The sequence below is a fragment of the Maribacter stanieri genome (genome assembly GCF_900112245.1).
In the GTDB taxonomy this organism is placed as follows: Bacteria; Bacteroidota; Bacteroidia; order Flavobacteriales; family Flavobacteriaceae; genus Maribacter; species Maribacter stanieri.
Window position 1 is genome coordinate 65781 of sequence record NZ_FOYX01000005.1, and the last position, 16248, is coordinate 82028.

At 34.9% G+C, this 16248-nt stretch carries 11 protein-coding genes; 8 read left to right on the forward strand and 3 right to left on the reverse strand.

What is annotated here, in order from left to right:
* Genes BM296_RS18220 through BM296_RS18230 form a run of 3 tightly spaced genes read left to right on the forward strand, consistent with a single transcriptional unit; the run spans position 1 to position 3114 of the window.
* The gene (locus tag BM296_RS18220; protein ID WP_091905429.1) at positions 1 to 2187 is read left to right on the forward strand and encodes a PBP1 and LysM peptidoglycan-binding domain-containing protein; all 2187 of its coding nucleotides are present in this window, start codon (positions 1 to 3) and stop codon (positions 2185 to 2187) included.
* 1 nt (position 2188) lies between these two features.
* The gene (locus tag BM296_RS18225) at positions 2189 to 2593 is read left to right on the forward strand and encodes an OsmC family protein (protein WP_027067787.1); all 405 of its coding nucleotides are present in this window, start codon (positions 2189 to 2191) and stop codon (positions 2591 to 2593) included.
* Positions 2581 to 3114, forward strand: a complete 534-nt coding sequence (locus BM296_RS18230) for a DUF922 domain-containing protein (RefSeq protein ID WP_245787051.1) — start codon at positions 2581 to 2583, stop codon at positions 3112 to 3114. Before BM296_RS18225 ends, BM296_RS18230 begins: the two co-directional genes overlap by 13 nt.
* Positions 3115 to 3186: 72 nt before the next feature.
* Here the strand turns inward: BM296_RS18230 and BM296_RS18235 are convergent, their stop codons facing one another.
* Complete coding sequence (locus BM296_RS18235; protein WP_091905431.1) at positions 3187 to 4056, reverse strand: hydroxypyruvate isomerase family protein; 870 nt, start codon at positions 4054 to 4056, stop codon at positions 3187 to 3189.
* 48 nt (positions 4057 to 4104) lie between these two features.
* On the opposite strand from BM296_RS18235, the gene BM296_RS18240 reads away from it, so the two are divergent.
* The 3 genes from BM296_RS18240 to yidC all read left to right on the forward strand — a co-directional run bounded on the left by BM296_RS18240 (position 4105) and on the right by yidC (position 7957).
* Complete coding sequence (locus tag BM296_RS18240) at positions 4105 to 4338, forward strand: DUF3820 family protein (protein ID WP_027067784.1); 234 nt, start codon at positions 4105 to 4107, stop codon at positions 4336 to 4338.
* Between the two features lie 59 nt (positions 4339 to 4397).
* Complete coding sequence (locus BM296_RS18245) at positions 4398 to 6035, forward strand: CTP synthase (RefSeq protein WP_091905434.1); 1638 nt, start codon at positions 4398 to 4400, stop codon at positions 6033 to 6035.
* A 68-nt stretch (positions 6036 to 6103) separates the two neighbouring features.
* Positions 6104 to 7957: a membrane protein insertase YidC gene (gene yidC, locus BM296_RS18250; protein WP_091905436.1), complete on the forward strand. Its 1854-nt coding sequence runs from the start codon at positions 6104 to 6106 to the stop codon at positions 7955 to 7957.
* Positions 7958 to 8335: 378 nt separating this feature from the next.
* On the opposite strand, the gene BM296_RS18255 is transcribed toward yidC, so the two are convergent.
* Positions 8336 to 10207 carry a fasciclin domain-containing protein gene (locus BM296_RS18255; RefSeq protein WP_177214978.1) on the reverse strand — a complete coding sequence of 624 codons (1872 nt, stop codon included), beginning with the start codon at positions 10205 to 10207 and terminating at the stop codon, positions 8336 to 8338.
* A 343-nt stretch (positions 10208 to 10550) separates the two neighbouring features.
* Between BM296_RS18255 and mnmA the strand changes: the two genes are divergently transcribed.
* Complete coding sequence (mnmA, locus tag BM296_RS18260; RefSeq protein WP_091905439.1) at positions 10551 to 11741, forward strand: tRNA 2-thiouridine(34) synthase MnmA; 1191 nt, start codon at positions 10551 to 10553, stop codon at positions 11739 to 11741.
* Between the two features lie 62 nt (positions 11742 to 11803).
* Positions 11804 to 12745 carry an NAD(P)H-dependent flavin oxidoreductase gene (locus tag BM296_RS18265; RefSeq protein WP_091905441.1) on the forward strand — a complete coding sequence of 314 codons (942 nt, stop codon included), beginning with the start codon at positions 11804 to 11806 and terminating at the stop codon, positions 12743 to 12745.
* A 1-nt stretch (position 12746) separates the two neighbouring features.
* Here BM296_RS18265 and BM296_RS18270 read toward each other — a convergent pair whose 3' ends face one another.
* Positions 12747 to 16178, reverse strand: coding sequence for a HEAT repeat domain-containing protein (locus tag BM296_RS18270; RefSeq protein ID WP_091905444.1), 3432 nt, complete (start codon positions 16176 to 16178; stop codon positions 12747 to 12749).
* Between the last annotated feature and the right edge of the window lie 70 nt (positions 16179 to 16248).

Sequence of the window (16248 nt, forward strand, 5' to 3'; positions counted from 1 at the left end):
ATGAAATATATATTTAATCAAGTTTACATCATTTGGGCATTTTGTGTTTTGGTCTCTTGCACTGCAATGGCTCAAAAATTCAATACCCATGAAGTTAAAAAAGGAGAGACTTTAGAGAGTATTTCTAAACTGTATGGCGTTTCTACGGCAAGCATTTTACAATACAATAAGGAAATAAAGTCTGGGCAAGATTTAAGGGCTAATACAATTTTGGTAGTTCCGGGAGCTAAGATTGCTGCAAAGCCTTCCAATTCTACTAGTGGTCTTGGTAAAAATGTAATTCAAGATTCTGTTGCAGATAGGGAGCCCATCGGTTTTACCGAACATAGGGTTAAGAAGAGAGAAACAATTTTTGGTATTACACAAATGTATAATATTACCGAAGATGAGTTAAAAAAATACAATCCTACATTGTATGCTTCTCCACTTCAAAAGAAGATGGATTTGCGTATACCAAAATATAGAGCTCCAAAATTAGAAGAGGTAGGTATTAATGAAGACAATTTTGAGAAGTATATAGTTGCGCCAAAGGAAACAAGGTGGAGTATAGCTCATAAATACGGTATCACTATAGACAGTATGTTGGCATTAAACCCTGGTTTGTCAAAGTCCAATAATTATTTATCTGAAGGCTATGAATTGTTGATGCCGAAAATTGCCGGTAGTACTGTAAAGAATCAAGTAACTCAATTGTTTACTTCATATACCGTACCTGCCAAAATGAATTTCTACCGTTTAGAAAAAGAATTTGGTGTTAAGTCAGACGAAATAGTACGCCTTAATCCAGAAATCACGGAACGTGGTGGGTTAAAAGAGGGTATGGTAATTCGTATTCCGGAGCAAAAGGTAGAAGCAGGAGTAATAAATACGGATAATTACATCTTTTACGAGGTTAAACCAAAGCAAAATGAATTTAGATTAACTAGAAAATTTGGAATGACTTGGGCAGAATTGGTTCAGTTGAATCCAGATTTAAAGGATGGTTTAAAGGCGGGAATGGTTCTTAAATTACCAAAAGACAAAGTAGGTGATTTTGAAGTTAGAAATGCGCTGGTATTGGATAAGGTTAATTTATTAGACAGTATAAATGTAGCAGTTGTTCCTAAAGTCTTATTTCTGTTGCCATTTAGGTTAGATAAATTGGACTTGAACAATAAAGAGGAAACCGAAAAAATTATTGATAATAGAAATAGTTTAAAATACAGTTTAGGGCTTTATTCTGGAGCATTGATTGCTATAGATTCTATGAAATCTTTAGGTGTATCTATAGATGTGAAAACATTTGATAACCAATTAGATTTGGTGAAGACTAAACAAATATTACAGGGAGAGCAGTTAGGTAGTTATAGTGCAGTTTTTGGTCCGTTAGATATGGCTTCATTAAAAGAGACGGCAGTGCAAGCATCTAAGTTTAATGTACCTGTTGTAGCTCCGGTTCCTGCTAAAAGCGATATAAGTCTAGATAATGTATTCTTCTCATATACCGATGAAGAGGTGTTGTGGGAGCATATGTTAGATTATGTAGAAACCAATCATAAAGACGAAACTCTTTTGATCATTGCAGATGAGGATAACAAAAAAGAGAAAGATGCTATTCTTAAACGTTTTCCAACAGCTAAAGTGGTTGTAGTAAAAGAAGAAGAAAAGAATATTGGTATAAATAGAGATAAATTACAAACCTTACTTTCAGATGACGTAGCAAATTGGGTTTTTGTAGAGTCAGATAATTATAAGCTGATTTCCAGTGTTGTTTCTATCTTAAATTCCTTCAATAACACAGCATTTGATCCTGTATTGGGTAAGGATAAGGTTAATGTTCGCATGTTTACAACAGATATGAATTCTGCCTTTGAAAATGATGTGATATCAAATACACATTTATCTAATTTGAAGTTTACGTATCCTTCTGTAAATCGTCAAGTGTCTAATAATTCCTTTGTTGAGCGTTATAGAACACGTTTTGGAGATGATCCAGATAAGTATGCCGTAAGAGGCTTTGATCTTACTTATGATATGTTGTTAAAATTGGCTTATAAGAACAATTTGGTTGACGTTTCTAGAATTATAGGAGAAACAGAGTATAGCGGTAATAAGTTCAATTACGAAAGAAAAGGTGTATCAGGATACTATAATCAGTCGTCATATATAATGATGATGGATGATTTAAGAATTAAAACAATAGAGTAGCATGACATCAAAAGTTACATACAACGGAGCGTTAAGAACAGAATGTGTTCATTTGAAATCTAATGATTCATTTGTAACAGATGCACCAGTAGATAATAATGGTTTAGGTCATGCATTCTCGCCTACAGATACGGTAGCTACAGGTTTGGCTAGTTGTATGTTAACAATGATGGGTATTAAGGCAAACGGATTGGAAGTGGACTTAAAAGGCACTACAGCATCAGTTACCAAACATATGGCAGCTTCTCCAAGAAGAATATCTAAAATTGAGGTTGAGGTACATTTGCCAAAAGAAATATCAGATAAGAATAGAAAAATTTTAGTGCACACTGCTAATACTTGTCCTGTGCACTATAGTTTACATCCAGATATAGAGAAAGTAATCACTTATAATTGGGACTTATAAAAAAGGCGCATTTAATTCTAGTTCTATTGGCAACGCTGACCATCCCATATGTTCAGTGTCAAGAAGTAGTGTCTTGGGAACCTGATTTTAGATTTACTTGGAACGATTTTAAAGGCGATGTGCCAATAACATCTGGGGCGGCAGCAACCACAGCAAGTGGTATAACATATCGCTTTTCTACATATGACGAAAATGATGAATTAAAGGTTGATTATAACGTATATGCCTATTTTTATCCTACAAAATCTTGGTATAAACCTAAGTTGTGTAATGAGGTTACTTTACTCCATGAGCAATTACATTTTGATATTACCGAGCTCTACGCACGTAAAATGCGTAAGCAATTAGCCGAGACAAAATTTACCAAAAACATAAAAGAGGAGATTAAAAAAATCTATAAAGCAACAATTCGCCAGCTGAATGATTTTCAAAATAAATACGATTCAGAAACCAATTACTCTAGAAACTTACCTGTTCAAGAACGTTGGGTAAAAGAGATAGAGGCGGCTTTAAAAAAATAAAATTTTTAGTAATCCATAAATAAAAAAGTACCTCTAATTGGGGTGCTTTTTTATTTTAGAGATGCTCATGTGTTAAATATCACAAATAGTAACCCCTTGTTTTAATGCAGCTAATTTATCATCCCAACTTGGTACAAATTCTTGAGCTACGTGCCCAGTATAGCCAGTTTTTAAGATAGCCTTCATTACGGCAGGGTAAAAAATTTCTTGAGTTTCATCAATCTCATGTCTACCTGGGTTACCGCCTGTATGGTAGTGCCCGTAGTATTGATGATAGTCTTGTATATTTCTTATAATATCACCTTCCATAATTTGCATGTGGTAAATATCATATAGTAATTTAAAGTTTTCAGAACCTATGGTCTCACAAAGAGAAACACCCCATTCAGAGGTGTCGCACATATAGTCCTTATGATTTACTTTACTATTTAAAAGTTCCATTTGTAGAACTACACCGTGTTTTTCTGCTAATGGCATTAATTGTCTTAGTCCTTTGGCGCAATTTCTTAACCCTACTAAATCATCCATTCCATTTCTATTACCACTAAAACAAATTAGATTAGTATATCCGGCTTCGGCAACTAAGGGTATTACTCTTTCGTAATCTGCAATTAACTCTTCATGTAAAGAGAGGTCGTTCCATCCTTTTTCAATGCCCATGCCAGCACCCCAGCACATAGATGCGTGAATGTTATATTTTTTGAGAAGAGGAAATTCATCAGGTCCTACCAAATCAATAGACCGAATATCAAGTTCCACTAAATTTTTTAAAAAATCTTCAAAAGGGATGGTTCCATAGCACCAATAACAAACACTATGATTAATATTGTACTTTAATTTAGCTGTAGTATCGGTTTTTCTATTGTTCGCTATTGCAGCTGAAGTAGTTAAGAATCCCACAGAAGCAGCTGCTGAGGTTCCAATAAAATTTCTTCTTTTCATGTTGATCGAGTTGTTGATTCCTTAAAGATAATTTTTTTAGTTTTAAAAATGGAAATAAAACCTGATAAGGAAAAGTTGATAGAATTAGCCCATTACCGTATGCCGTTCGGTAAGTATAAGGGTAGATATTTGATAGATTTACCAGAATACTATTTAGTATGGTTTCAACAAAAAGGATTTCCTGATGGTAAATTAGGAGATTTGTTGCGTTCTGCGCTAGAAATCCGAACAAATGGGCTAGAATCCATAATTCGAAAAATACAAAAACATTTTCCTAAGTAAACCCTTTAAGTTCTAACCTCAATTTGTAACTTTGTGTCCCGTAACATAGAATTCGATACATGGCACAAACCAAATACATCTTCGTTACGGGAGGCGTTACTTCATCATTAGGAAAAGGCATCATTGCTGCATCTTTGGCGAAATTACTGCAATCTCGCGGCTACAAAACTACCATTCAAAAGCTGGACCCTTATATTAATGTAGATCCAGGAACACTAAACCCTTATGAGCATGGCGAATGTTATGTTACGGATGATGGTGCAGAAACCGATTTAGACCTTGGTCATTATGAGCGTTTTTTAAATGTTAGAACCTCACAAGCTAATAATGTTACCACCGGAAGAATTTACCAAAGCGTAATTGAAAAAGAGCGTAGAGGAGAATTTTTAGGTAAGACGGTACAAGTAGTTCCCCATATAACTAACGAAATTAAAGAACGTGTTCAGTTGCTAGGTAATAGTGGTGAATATGATATTATTATCACCGAAATTGGTGGTACTGTAGGGGATATAGAGTCGCTACCTTATATAGAAGCGGTTCGTCAATTACTTTGGGAGTTAGGTGATAATAACGCAATTGTTATTCATTTGACCTTGGTGCCTTATTTATCTGCAGCGGGTGAATTGAAAACAAAACCAACCCAACACTCTGTAAAAACTTTAATGGAAAGCGGTATAAAAGCTGATATTCTAGTATGCAGAACAGAGCATGAAATTTCTAACGAGATAAAGGATAAATTGGCGCTTTTCTGTAATGTTAAGCGAGAAGCTGTTATACAAAGTATTGATGCATCTACCATTTATGATGTACCATTGTTAATGCAAGAAGAAGGTCTTGATACTGTTACATTGCAGAAATTGGCATTACCAAATACGGTAGAACCGGATTTAACGCGCTGGAACGAATTTTTGGTAAGACACAAGAACCCAAAGAACGAAGTTACTATTGGTTTGGTAGGTAAATATGTGGAGCTTCAAGATTCATACAAATCTATTTTAGAGGCATTTATACATGCAGGGGCTTCTAATGAAGTGAAGGTGAATGTAAAATCTGTTCATTCAGAATATATAACTGCCGATAATTACGAAAATAAATTAAAAGGCTTAGACGCTATTTTGGTTGCTCCAGGTTTTGGTGAGCGTGGTATTGAAGGTAAAGTGAAAGCTGTAGAATATGCCCGTGTTAATAATATTCCTTTTTTAGGTATCTGTTTAGGTATGCAAATGGCGGTAATAGAATATGCACGTAATGTGTTAGGTCTTGCCCAAGCAAACTCTACCGAGATGGATGATAAGACTCCTGATCCGGTAATAAGTATTATGGAAGAGCAAAAGAGTATTACCGATAAAGGAGGTACTATGCGTTTAGGGGCTTGGGACTGCGAATTAAAAGATGATAGCTTAGTTAAGAAAATGTATAATGGAGATTCTCAAATATCTGAGCGTCATCGTCATAGGTATGAATTTAATAATGCTTATTTAGAGCAATTAGAAAATGCAGGCTTATATGCAACAGGCTTGAATAAAGAAACCAATTTGGTTGAAATTGTTGAGTTAAAAGATCATCCTTGGTTTATTGGCGTACAATATCATCCAGAGTATAAAAGTACCGTAGCTAATCCGCATCCTTTATTTGTAGGCTTAGTTAAGGCAGCTTTAGAGTACAAAAAGAGACAAACTAATGCCACAATGGCATAAACATCATATTTGGACATATATTTGCTTTCTTAAAAATTCAAATATTCCCAATTAATTAGAAATACCACATGGAAGAAAAGAAATTTGATGTACAATCCATAATAGGCTTCGTGCTTATTTTCGGAATACTCATCTTCATGTTTTACCAAAATCAACCTACTCCAGAAGAGTTGGAGGCAGAAAAGGCAAAGCAAGAACAAGTAGAGGCTGCAAAAGCATCAGTAAATTCAGAAACAGAAACTGTTATTAATGATGTTCCTCAGTTAGATTTACAAGATTCAACTGCAGTTGCTAATTACCAAGGTAAACTTGGTGCTTTTGGTTTTACAAAACCTTCTAATGCAACAACAACTATAGAGAATGAAGTTCTTTTATTGAAAATCAGTAATAAAGGTGGACAGATTGTAGAAGCGAAAATGAAACAATTCGTTACTTATGATTCTGTTCCTGTTTATTTGATTAAAGATGGTAATGCTTCATTTGGTTTAGATTTTTCTACATCTGATAATAGAGTATTGAATACTCAAGATTTATTTTTTGAGCCATCAATAACAAAAGATAATGGTAATCAAGTATTGTCATTAAAAGCTAAGACTTCTAGTAATCAATATTTAGAATATAAATATGTGATGAAGCCAAATGATTATTTGGTAGATTTTACTATCAAATCTAAAGGATTGGATAATGTAATAAGCTCTAGCAAGCCAGTTCAATTAGACTGGAAATTAAAGGGTATTCGTCATTCTAAAAGTATTGAGTACGAAAATCGTTATACACGTTTAACGTATAATCATGAAGATGGTAAAATTAGTAAACTGTCAGAGGGTAGTGATGATGAAGAAACGGAAGAAGATGTAAAATGGATTTCTTACAGACAGCATTTCTTTAGTAGTATTCTAGCTGCTGATCAACCATTTAAAAGTGGCGATTTAACTTCGGTTAATTTAGTGGAAGAAGAAAGTAGAACTTTTGGTTTTACAAAAGAATATGCTTCTAAACTACCAGTAGATTTAGAAGGTGGTGAAATTGTAAAAGATTTACATTGGTATTTTGGTCCTACAGATGTTGAAACATTATCCAAATATGAAGATTTAGGTTTGGTTGATTCCATTCCTTTTGGATGGGGAATATTTGGTTGGATCAACCGCTATGTATTTACACCTTTCTACTCTTTAATTAGTACTTATTTTCCTTATGGTATTGCTATTATTATAATGACAATTTTAGTTCGTTTAGCAATGTCACCGGTTACGTATAAGTCTTACTTGTCTCAAGCGAAAATGAAGGTGTTGAAGCCGGAGATTACAGAGTTAGGAGAGAAGTACAAAGACAATGCTATGAAAAAGCAGCAAGAAACCATGAAATTATATGGTAAGGCTGGTGTAAGTCCTATGAGTGGTTGTATACCTGCAGTCATACAAATGCCTATATTCTATGCATTGTTCATGTTCTTCCCAACATCATTTGCATTACGTCAGAAATCATTTTTATGGGCAGATGACCTTTCATCTTTTGATACTATATATCAATTCCCTGAAGGATTCTCTATTCCGTTTTACGGAGATCACGTTAGTTTGTTTCCAATTTTGGCATCCATAGCAATCTTTTTCTATATGATGATGACTACAGGACAAAACATGCCAACACAACCAGGTATGCCTAACATGAAATTTATCATGTACCTAATGCCATTTATGATGTTGATTTTCTTCAATAATTATGCGAGTGGTTTAAGTTTGTATTACTTTGTTTCTAATACCATTACTATTGGTATTATGCTCGTCATAAAGAATTTTATTCTCGATAATGATAAAATTCATGCCCAGATACAAGAGAATAAAAAGAAACCTAAGAAAGAGAACAAGTTTCAAAAGAAAATGCGTGAAATGATGGAACAGGCAGAAGCGCAGAAAAAGAATTAAAAATTATACATTATTATATAAAAGAAAAGCCCTTTCAAATTTGAAAGGGCTTTTACCATTTATTAAGGTTGGTTTGGTAAGATTTGGGATGGTAAATATGTGATTTATTTTAAGTTCTATAAAAAGTTAGTTGTCAAGGGTGACATATTGTATGTTAAAGGAGTGTATGCTGTTGTTAGCAATTTTTAGACATAAATAAAACGAGTTTGAGCATAGGGTATTTTATGGTTATTAAATTTATTAGGATGTAGTTTGATAAATTCAATAATGTACATTTAGCATGAATCTTTTACTTATCAAGTTTTTAAAATACAACGATATAAAATGTAAAAAGAGCCGCATTATGCGGCTCTTTGAGTTTTAAATAAAAGGTATAGATTAGTTTGTTGTATCTGGTATCATTACTGTGTCAATGGCATGTATAACACCATTATTAGCTTGAACATCAACAGCAATAATTCCAATTTCAGAATTGCCTGAACCATCTGTAATGGTAACATTGTTATCACCATCTATTGTAAAAGTTAAGGTGTCGCCTTCTAATGTGGCAGGCGATATTAATCCGTTGCTTAAATCTCCAGACATGATATTAGCACCTACGATAACATGATGATTTAAAACAGCAGTTAAAGCATCTCCACTAGGTACTTCTGCTAAATTGGCAAATGCTCCGTTAGTAGGCGCAAATACAGTGAAAGGTGCTGGGTCAGTACCGTTAGGCGTACTTAAAACACTAACAAAATCTGGTTGACCTTCAGCTGTCAACGCTCCTACAAGTGAACTAAAGTTAGGATCTGCGGTTGCGAAAGTAACTACTGTTGGTAAATCAATTACTGTATTTACAGCATGGATGATTCCGTTAGTTGCAATAATATCGGCAGCAACTACAGTGCTTGTTCCGTTTAGAGTAACTCCATCATCAATGTTTACGTAAATACTTAAATTATCTCCATCAGCATTCATAGCTGTAGTATTGAAATATGTATTTGTAAGACTTTCTGCATTAGCTGCTGCACCAGATATAACATGATTAGCTAAAATTGAATTTAGGTCATTATCCGAAGGGTTTGTAAAACTTTCAAAAGCTGTGTTCAAAGGAGCGAATACGGTGAAATCAGTTTCTGAATCAGTTAATAAAGTAGTGAACGTTGTATTATTGTCGGCAGTCAATGCACCAACTAAAGATGTCAAATTAGGATTAGCTATTGCATGATCTACAATATTTGGAAGTCCAATTACGGCATCAACTATATGTACTACACCATTTATTGCTTTATTATCCGCTGCGGTAACTGTAGAATTTCCGTTTAGTGTTACACCGTCTTCTGTATTAATGAACATGCTTAGATTAGCATCGTTTGCACCTGCAGTAGAAAGTGTAGAAACATAACCGCTGCTTAAATCCGTAGATAAATTAGTACCAGCCACTACATGGTTCAGTAATACTTGTGTAAGTATCTCTGTTGGGATGTCATCCAGACTATTAAAATCATTAGCCATTAAAAATGCTTCAAATGCATCATTTGTTGGGGCAAATACGGTAAAAGGGCCATCATTTGTTAGTACTGTAGGTAAGTCTCCATCAGCTGCAACCAATGCATCTACCAAAATACTTAGGCTGGGTACAGAAACCGCTAAGTCTGTAATAGATACTAATAATACATTGCTTAATGCATCTAAAGCAGCTTGTGGAATTAATACTTTATCAATAATATGTACAACGCCGTTTTCTGTTTCTACATCAGCTGTAGTTACCGTGGCTATTTCTCCAGCAGCATCTGTAAAGGTTACGCCATCTGTTAAGCTTACAGTTAGGTTTTCGCCCTGTAGTGTATTAATAGATTGCCCTGCGGTTAATTCACTAGAACTTACTGCAGTACCAGAGACAACGTGATAGGTTAGAATAGTTGCTAACAAATCTTGTAACTGTTCGTTATTAAAATCGTCTAAAGAATCAAATCCATCTAAACGGGCTAATAAATCTGTAAAGGCTTCATTTGTTGGAGCTAATACTGTAAAAGGACCTTCACTACTTAAAGCGGTAATTAAGTCGTTATTTGTACTTTCATCAGCTTTCGATAGAGCGGCAACTAAAGAACTTAAAGAACTTGTTTTTTGAGCAGCTTCAACAATATTATCGTCATCTTCGATAATTACAAGATTTTCGTTGTCATCATCGCTACATGATGCAGCAAAGATAAGTAGCATTACTAATGCCGTAGATTTTAGAATTTTACCAAGAATTTTCATGTTATATAGGTTTATTGTTTAACAATTATTAATCAAACCTAAACAAAATAATAATTTAAAAAATTAATGATATGTTAAAAAATTATGGAAAATTATATTTTATTATTGTTTTATGGGCTTTAAAGTATTGATTTTATAATATGTTCTGGATGTTTAATGTTATTTAGTGTTTATAATTATTTTAGAAAAGTTTAACAAATAATTTATTATTTAAATAGGTAGATTAGAATTTTATTCAAATTATTAAGGAGAAGATGGTTACATCTTATAAAGAATCTTGTTACTTATAAAAAAGTCTTTCTGAAATGAAATTTTGTAATTTTGTTACGACGAAGTAGAAGAGATGAAAAAAGTAGTAATAGGACTTTCTGGAGGAGTAGATTCAAGCGTAGCGGCATACTTGCTAAAAGAGCAAGGTTATGAGGTTATTGGCTTGTTTATGAAGAATTGGCACGATGATTCGGTTACGATATCAGAAGAATGTCCGTGGTTAGAGGATAGTAATGATGCACTTATTGTCGCTGAGAAATTGGGTATTCCATTTCAAACAGTAGATTTAAGTGCTGAATATAAAGAGCGTATAGTTGATTATATGTTCAAGGAATACGAAATGGGGCGTACCCCAAACCCAGATGTGCTATGTAATAGAGAGATAAAGTTTGATGTCTTTATGAAAATTGCAATGCAGTTAGGTGCAGATTATGTAGCTACAGGTCATTATTGTAGAAAAGGAACTTTACAAAATTCTGACGGTACAGAGACTTATCAATTACTGGCAGGTAAGGATGGAAATAAAGATCAATCTTACTTTTTATGTCAATTATCGCAGGAGCAATTATCAAAAACTTTGTTCCCAATAGGGGATTTGACCAAGCCACAGGTAAGGGAAATTGCTGCGAAAATGAATTTAATTACTGCAGATAAAAAAGATTCACAAGGTTTGTGTTTTATAGGTAAGGTTAGATTGCCAGAATTTTTACAACAGCAGTTAAAACCTAGAACGGGTAAAATAGTAGAGGTGCCTGCAGCTTTTGACACATATGACAGAGAAACACCCAATTTTTCAGATAAAAAGTCTGAATTAGAGTTTTATGCAGAGAAACCAGTTTATCATTTAACTGATGGTAAAGTTGTTGGTGAACATCAAGGTGCACATTATTTCACCAAAGGGCAACGTAAAGGGTTGCATGTAGGAGGTACTAAAGAACCATTGTTTGTAATAGATACTGATGTTAACGAAAATATCATTTATACCGGTCAAGGTAAAGCGCACCCCGGATTGTACAGACGTACATTATTTGTAAACGATGATGAAATACATTGGGTACGTCAAGATTTGGCATTGAAAATTGATGAAAAGTTAGCAGTAAAAGCAAGAATTAGATACCGTCAAGAATTACAAGAAGCAACAATTTATAGGGTTGAAGGTGGTATGTATGTTGATTTTAAAGAGATGCAATCTGCAATTACCGAAGGTCAGTTTGTAGCTTGGTATTTAGAAGATGATCTTATTGGTTCGGGCGTAATTTCTTAAATTAGAGGTATCTTTTTTTAGGTGAATAGACACCTTAAGAATGACAGTCTTAAATATCTCTTATGCAAAATAGAATTACCGAGCTCTTCAAAATAGAATTTCCTATAATACAAGGAGGAATGGTATGGACCAGCGGTTGGCGATTAGCTAGTGCCGTCTCTAATGCTGGAGGTTTGGGTGTTATTGGTTCTGGTAGTATGTATCCAGATGTATTGAGAGAACATATTCAAAAATGCAAACGAGCGACACAAAAACCATTTGCCGTCAATGTACCAATGTTGTATCCAGATATTGATAAATTGATGGATATTATCTTAGAAGAAGGGGTAAAGATTGTTTTTACTTCTGCAGGAAATCCAAAGACTTGGACATTGTTTCTAAAAGAAAAAGGAATTACGGTAGTTCATGTGGTCAGTAGCCTAAAGTTTGCATTGAAAGCACAAGAGGCTGGTGTAGATGCTATTGTTGCTGAAGGATTTGAAGCTGGTGGACATAATGGGCGGGATGAAACTACTACCCTAGTTTTAATTCCTGCAGTACGAGAACAGATTACTATTCCGTTAATTGCCGCAGGTGGTATTGCCACTGGAAAAGCAATGTTAGCGGCAATGGTCTTAGGAGCTGACGGAGTGCAGGTGGGAAGTAGGTTTGTAGCAAGTGAAGAAGCATCAAACCATATCAAGTTTAAAGAAGTTGTGGTCAATGCCAAAGAAGGGGATACTCAATTAACATTAAAGGAATTGGCTCCTGTTCGTTTAATCAAGAATAAGTTCTATCAAGAAGTTCAAAAAGCATATGCTGAAGGCGCAACTACCGAAGAATTGAAGATGTTATTGGGTCGAGGTCGTGCCAAAAAAGGCATGTTCTTAGGTGATTTAGAAGATGGTGAGCTAGAAATTGGTCAGGTATCTGCTTTGATACATGACATAAAACCAGCTGGTGAGATTATAAAAGATTTAATGAACGAATTTTATAAGAGGAAAGCAGAACTTTCCTCATTATAATTTATACTTCTTTATCTTCCCCTTCAATAATTCGCTCTTTATTTTTTAAAGACGAAAGATATTCCATAAGGTCACGGAGTTCTCTTCTAGAGATCATACGACCCATGGCGGGCATTGCAGACATGGAGTTTTCTCTTCTTGAAATTCTTTTTAAAGGAATTTTTAAAGGTTCAGCTTCAGATGTTCTAAGTAATAATTGTGTATTGTTTTCTTCAATTAAAACACCTTGCACTTTCTGCCCGTCATTCAATGTCAACGTAACGGTGCCATAGCCTGGTGCTAATCTTACACTTGGTTCTATAAGTGCCTCTAACAATTGTTCTCTACTTAAAACATTAGCTATATTATCTAATGCCGGACCAACTTCTCCACCAGCACCATTTACGGAATGACAACGAACACATTGCGCTGTAGGATTATTGTTAAAAACAGATCTACCTGTCCACCAGTTACCTCCGTAAAGTGTTTCTTGAAACGAATCGGCAGAATAGCCTGCCTTGTTCAATTTGTCTAATTGTGCAATTAATGCAGGATTTTCAGTCGCATTTACAGATTCCATTAAATCAAGTAAAATACCTTGTTTTAATTGATTTTTACTGGCTTTATCAATTAGGCTCGTAAGTATGGCGTTGCTATTTGCGTCAGGTAAATCACCTAAGACGTTTAACATTCTTTGTTGCTCAGAGATAGACCCTTTTTTAAATATAGGGTCAACAATTGCAGGTAATTTTTCTTTCGGTAAGTTCAGTTGACCTAAAAGGCCTACTGCTGCAGTTCTTACTTCTTCATTTTTATCTTGCATGCCAATAGACATGGCGCTTTCCATTCTATTATATTTTAATTGACTTAAGGCAGTTAAAACAGCAGCTCTTACTTCAGGTGATCTATTCGACTTAAAAATATAAAATAGCTCATCATTATAAGAGTTAATACCAACTGCGCTTATAGTTTTAGAAATACCTATTAACATTTCAGGTTGGCGCTCTTTAAGAAATGAAGGAATATCTTTTTTAATTTTCTCTTCTAACTGACCGTTCTCTCTTAAAATTTCGCCTCTGTATCTACCATCTACACGGTCTAAAAGAGAAGGATTGTTCCATGTACCTAAGGCAGCAAGAGCTTCCCCACGTAAATCACTAGACACATTTGTTCTTTTTGCAAAATTGATAAGCATATCTAACTGCTCATCACCACCCACGCGTAATGCGGCATTAATAGCTCTACGTAACAAGGGTTCAGATTTTAATATTTCATTATTTAGCGTTGCTGCTAATGCTGGTAATGCAGCCGCAATAGAAAGGTCATCATTGATTGCACGAGCGGTTTCAGTAATAATGTATTCATCTTCATCAGATAAGAATACAGAGATTTTAGGCTCTTGTAATTTTCTTAAAACAAGAACAGCTGCGATACGCAAACTTTTATTATCGCTATTGGAAAGAGCTAAAAGTGGTTCGGCATTTCCTATTCTTGAAAGTGCTAAAACTGCGGCATGTCTTAAATAAAGATCCTGATCATTATTCGCTTCGATCATAGCTATTAATGCTTCGGTCGCATTTTCATACTTCATACGCCCAAGTGCCTGTGCAGCAAAAAACTTTACCCTATCATTTTCATGAGTAGTAAGCGATATTAAACTATCGGCAGCTTTCTCATATCTAACATCTCCTAAAACTTTTGCACTTTGCGCTATAATTTCGGGGTCATCGTCTTGTAATAAATTCAAAAGTGGCTTAGCATCATCCTTATCATTTGCGGCTATTTGCCCAATACCCCAAATGGCATGAATGCGTGCAAATTGGTTTTCATCTTCTTTTATAACTTTTTCTAAGGCTCTATAACCCCAAAAGGTTCTTTTAGCAAGTTCAAATTGTGCTTTTTGGCGAATTCGCATATCGCCATATGATAATAATTTCACTAAATTATCTGTCTTATCATCTTCATAATCATGAGTCATTAGTCGTTGTGTTTCCAACCGTTCTTGTTCTAAGTCATTGGTTTCTTTATTAACGTCTAATTTCCATACTCGACCATAGTTTTTGCTACCCCATCCATTAACCCAATCGGCAAGATACAAAGCACCATCAGGTCCAAAATCTATACCTGTAGGTAATACTCCAGATAAAATAGATTCATCTGAATTAAGCTCAAAAGAGGCGCCTTTTGGCTTTAAATCGAACGACCAAATATGAGATCTACTGGGGTCACCTACAAATTCTACCAAGAAGAATTTATTCAACCATTTTGTCCCTAGCGCAGTACCTGGGTTATATCTCATACCTGTGGGACCATTATGAAAATTCTGTATAGGTGGCATGATATATGCAGCCTGCCCATCCCAACGAGGTGTAAAAAGCTTTTCATCCATCCAAACATTGTAGCCATTGTTCTTTGGGTCTGTGTATTTACCATACTGCCAATTAGCTCTCCAACCTGCATCTGAACCTTCAACTATATGCACTAATCTTTCACTTTCTCCTTTATGGTCACCATCATTATCAGAAGAAATTATATTTCCGTAGGCATCAAAAACAAACTCGTGGGTGTTTCTTAGTCCGTGTGCAAATACTTCAAAATCAGTCCCATCAGGGTTACTTCTAACAATAACGCCTTCATTTGGGTATTTATGGTTCTCACCATCAACCGTAGTAATATTTGCGCCAATATCTCCAATTCCCCAATAGATTTTACCATCTGGTCCTTCAACAGCACCAGACATACCATGACCGCTGAAACCAATATGCACGGCAAAACCAGTAGCAATACTGGTCTTCTCATCTAAAATCTTATCACCATTAGTATCAGTTAGCCGATACATGCCTGGACCAATACCTACAAAAACATCATTGTCCCTAACTAAAAGCGCACCAGCTTGATCATTGATTTCATCATTAAAGTCATTCATGATTTGGGTGGAAACATCGGCTATACCATCCTTATCCAAATCTTGTATCATCCAAATTTCATCTTGTTCAACAGTAAGGTCTTGCCAATCATGAATACTATCGTTATTTAAATCTGGAAACCATTCGTTCTCCTTACTAAGTTCTGGAGCAAAGGTTTTATGAAGAAACGCACGTCTATCCTCCACAGATTCTAGGGCTATTGATTCTGTCATCCAATCTCTATGGCTACGAATATCAAATTCTGAATTTTTATTTCTGTTAGAACGTGTAATGTAGACGTTGCCTTCGTTGTCAATATCCATAGCTATTGGATCTGGCGCTAAAGAATCAGAAGCCCAAAGACTTAATTCTAAACCATCTGCTACCTTTGCGGTAATGGTTTCTCTAGCTTTTTTTGCCATTTCAATAAGGTCCGTACTATCTTGTTGAATGGTTAATGGAATTTCAGTAGGATTTCTATTTATACAAGAAGTGCACAAGAATACAAGGCATATTGCCCCAAGTAGAAGCTTTTTAAAAAATGTCATTGTTGATTGGTTGAATTGAAGTTTAAATGTAGCAAATAATGTAATTAATAAATAATGAAATTAATGTCAA

What these genes read in the sequence shown, in the direction of transcription:
- BM296_RS18220 (WP_091905429.1), top strand. Translation starts at nt 1, where the DNA reads ATGAAATATATATTTAATCAAGTTTACATCATTTGGGCATTTTGTGTT.
- BM296_RS18225 (WP_027067787.1), top strand. Translation starts at nt 2,189, where the DNA reads ATGACATCAAAAGTTACATACAACGGAGCGTTAAGAACAGAATGTGTT.
- BM296_RS18235 (WP_091905431.1), bottom strand. Translation starts at nt 4,056, where the DNA reads ATGAAAAGAAGAAATTTTATTGGAACCTCAGCAGCTGCTTCTGTGGGA.
- BM296_RS18240 (WP_027067784.1), top strand. Translation starts at nt 4,105, where the DNA reads ATGGAAATAAAACCTGATAAGGAAAAGTTGATAGAATTAGCCCATTAC.
- BM296_RS18245 (WP_091905434.1), top strand. Translation starts at nt 4,398, where the DNA reads ATGGCACAAACCAAATACATCTTCGTTACGGGAGGCGTTACTTCATCA.
- yidC (WP_091905436.1), top strand. Translation starts at nt 6,104, where the DNA reads ATGGAAGAAAAGAAATTTGATGTACAATCCATAATAGGCTTCGTGCTT.
- BM296_RS18255 (WP_177214978.1), bottom strand. Translation starts at nt 10,207, where the DNA reads ATGAAAATTCTTGGTAAAATTCTAAAATCTACGGCATTAGTAATGCTA.
- mnmA (WP_091905439.1), top strand. Translation starts at nt 10,551, where the DNA reads ATGAAAAAAGTAGTAATAGGACTTTCTGGAGGAGTAGATTCAAGCGTA.
- BM296_RS18265 (WP_091905441.1), top strand. Translation starts at nt 11,804, where the DNA reads ATGCAAAATAGAATTACCGAGCTCTTCAAAATAGAATTTCCTATAATA.
- BM296_RS18270 (WP_091905444.1), bottom strand. Translation starts at nt 16,178, where the DNA reads ATGACATTTTTTAAAAAGCTTCTACTTGGGGCAATATGCCTTGTATTC.